Origin of the sequence: Candidatus Chloroploca mongolica (assembly GCF_004762035.2) — a bacterium.
Classification (GTDB): domain Bacteria; phylum Chloroflexota; class Chloroflexia; order Chloroflexales; family Chloroflexaceae; genus Chloroploca; species Chloroploca mongolica.
Genome location: NZ_SIJK02000141.1, coordinates 1 through 3291, shown reverse-complemented (window position 1 = coordinate 3291; position 3291 = coordinate 1). Strand labels below are relative to the sequence as shown.

At 59.0% G+C, this 3291-nt stretch carries 1 protein-coding gene; it reads left to right on the top strand.

Going from position 1 to position 3291, the window contains the following annotated elements:
* Nucleotides 1-569 precede the first annotated feature (569 nt).
* Nucleotides 570-3290 carry an Eco57I restriction-modification methylase domain-containing protein gene (locus tag EYB53_RS25140; protein WP_205712774.1) on the top strand — a complete coding sequence of 907 codons (2721 nt, stop codon included), beginning with the start codon at nt 570-572 and terminating at the stop codon, nt 3288-3290.
* The last annotated feature ends 1 nt before the right edge of the window (nt 3291 follow it).

The window sequence follows — 3291 nt, the reverse complement described above, 5'->3', positions numbered from 1 at the left end:
TCTCGCTCTACCGCGAGAAAGAGAGCCGGATGCTCCGCCGCGTCAACTACGGTGCACTGGATGTCGAGGAGTTGGGCAGTGTTTATGAGTCTCTGCTGGATTATCGGCCGGTGATTTTACCACAGAGGCACAGAGACACAGAGGAAGAAGATGTATCTAAAACTCTGTGCCTCAGTGCCTCGGTGGTGAATCCTGCTGGGTCACCACAGAGGCACAGAGACACTGAGGATGGAACAACAACAAAAGAATCTCTGTGCCTCAGTGCCTCGGTGGTGCATTTCGATCTCGTAACTGGCACCGAGCGCAAGACGACCGGGAGCTACTACACCCGCCCTGAGTTGGTGCAGGAGCTGATCAAGAGTGCGCTGGTGCCCGTGATCGATGCGCGGCTCAAGGCGGTTGGGGATGCACCACCGAGACACAGAGACACAGAGGATGGAACAACAACAAAAGAATCTCGGTGCCTCGGTGCCTCTGTGGTAAATCCTGCTGGGTCACCACCGAGACACAGAGACACAGAGGATGGAACAACAACAACAACAGAATCTCTGTGCCTCGGTGCCTCTGTGGTGCAACAAAAAGAAGCCGCCTTGCTCAGCATCCGCGTGGTCGACCCCGCCTGCGGCTCCGGGGCGTTTTTGCTTGCGGCTGCGCGTCGCCTGGGGCGCGAGTTGGCCCGCGTGCGCGCTGGCGAGGATCAGCCGTCGCCCGCGCAGTTCCGCCGCGCGGTGCGCGATGTGATCCGTCGTTGCATCTTTGGCGTGGATTTGAACCCGCTTGCGGTGGATCTGTGCAAGCTGAGCCTGTGGATCGAGGGCCACGCTGCGGGCTTGCCGCTGAGCTTTCTCGACCACCATATTCGCCATGGCAACAGCCTTGTTGGGGCCACCCGCGAACTGGTTGCGCAGGGCCTTCCCGACGATGCCTACAAGCCCGTGACTGGCGACGACAAAGCGACGGCAAGCAGCTTCCGCAAGCGCAACAAGCAAGAGCGCGAGCTGCATCTCAAGCAGGGCCTGGTGCAGCAGGATCTCTTTGCCGCCACTGCCGCCGCCGAGGCCTCGTTGGCTGAGGCGCTGCGTGCGCTCGATGAAGCCGCCGACGACAGTGTCAGTGCGGTGCGTACCCGCGCCGCTCGCTATGCCGCGCTGCGCCGCCAGGCCTATGCCGAACGCGCCAAGTTTGACCTCTGGACGGCGGCCTTCTTCCAGCCGCTTACGCCGGAAAACGCTCGCTATGTGCCGACCAGCAAAGACCTGATTGACTTCGACCCCGCCGGCGAAAAGACCCTGATGGCCGCGCCGATCGCCGAAGAGGTCGGTTTCTTCCATTGGGAGTTGGAGTTTCCCCAGGTCTTTGACCTGGAAGGCAAAGGTGAGAAGGCAAAAGGCAAAGGTGAGAAGGCAAAAGGCAAAGGTGAAGATGATGCAGACGCGGCACTTGTCCCTTTGGCCTTTGGCCTTTGGCCTTCCCACGGCTTTGATGTGGTGCTGGGCAATCCGCCGTGGGAGCGGATCAAGCTTCAGGAGCAGGAGCATTTTGTGGATGTGCCGGCGATCCGTGAGGCTGCCAACAAGGCCGCGCGCGACAAGGCGATCACGGCCTGGCGCAATGGCGACGAACGCCAGCGCGCCCGCATTGCGTTGTTCGATGTCGCCAAGCAGCGCGCCGAGGCCGAGAGCCGTTTTGTGCGGGTGAGTGGGCGCTTTCCGCTGACGGCAGTCGGTGATGTGAATACCTACGCGCTGTTTGCTGAGCATTTTCGTACCTTGCTTGCGCCGACAGGGCGGGCGGGCATTATTGTGCCGACGGGCATTGCGACGGATGACAGTACGAAGGCGTTTTTTGGTGATCTGGTCAAGCAGCATCAACTGATCAATTGCTACGATTTTGAGAATCGGGAAGCCATCTTCCCAGGGGTGCATCGAAGCTATAAATTTGCTCTGCTGACAATGGGCACGACCAGCGCGCCAACCCGCTTCCTCTTCTTTGCGACCAATGTCAACCATCTGGCCGATCCACAGCGTAGCTTTCTGCTGACCCCCGAAGAGATCCGCCTGATCAACCCCAACACGCGCACTGCCCCGGTCTTCCGCACCAACCAGGATGCCGAACTCACCAAAAAGATCTACCGGCGTGCTCCGGTGCTGGTGGATGAAAGGCAAAGGGCAAAAGGCAAAGGGCAAAAGGAAGAGGATAGTGGCAACCCGTGGGGCGTGCGATTCATGGCGATGTTTCATATGGCTAATGACAGCCATCTCTTCCAGACCGCCCCTGGCGACGGGCTTGTGCCACTGTATGAAGCGAAACTCCTGCACCAGTTCACCCACCGCTGGGCGACGTATGCGAGTGTACCACAGAGGCACGGAGGCACAGAGCAGGGCGCGCACGATCTATCGCCAGCCGAGCTCGCCGATCCTACGGTCAGTATCACCCCGCGCTACTGGGTGCCCACCAACGCCGTCGCCGAGCGCCTCGCCGGGCGCTGGGAGCGTGGATGGTTGCTCGGCTTTAGAAATGTTGTGCGAAATACTGACGAAAGAACTGCCATTTTCTCTGTTCTACCATTAGTTGCTGTTGGACATTCAGCCCCGCTTATGTTTTTTGACAACAAAGTGTCTTCCACAACACTTTCATGTCTAGTAGCTATTTTCAATAGCCTACCCTTCGACTATATCGTTCGCCAAAAAGTTGGAGGGGTTAATTTCACATTCGGTTATATCAACCAACTCCCCGTCCTGCCACCCTCGGCCTTCAGCCCCGCCGACATCGCGTACATCGTGCCGCGGGTGGTGGAACTAGTCTACACCGCGTGGGACATCAAAGCGTTTGCGGAGGATGTGTGGGAAGAAGTAAAAAGGCAAAAGGAAAAAGGAAAAAGTGAGGAAGAACGGGCTTGGGCTGAGGGGTTGTTGCATGAATTGGTGTACCGCAATGTTGCGTGCAACCGCGATGCGCCGCTGGATCGCTTCCCGATGCCGCCAGGGATCAGCGCCGATGGCAGCGTAGATTTTTCCCTTTTGCCTTCTACCTTTTGCCTTCCGCCCTACCGCTGGAATGACGAACGAAGGGCACAGGCTCGGGCGGAACTCGACGCCCGCATCGCGAAGCTCTACGGGCTGACGCGGGACGAGTTGCGCTACATCCTCGACCCGCACGACGTGTATGGGCCGGACTTCCCGGGGGAGACCTTCCGCGTGTTGAAGGAGAAGGAGACGAAGCTGTACGGGGAGTACCGGACGAGGCGGTTGGTGTTGGAGGCGTGGGATCGGAAGAACGACAACCACTAGC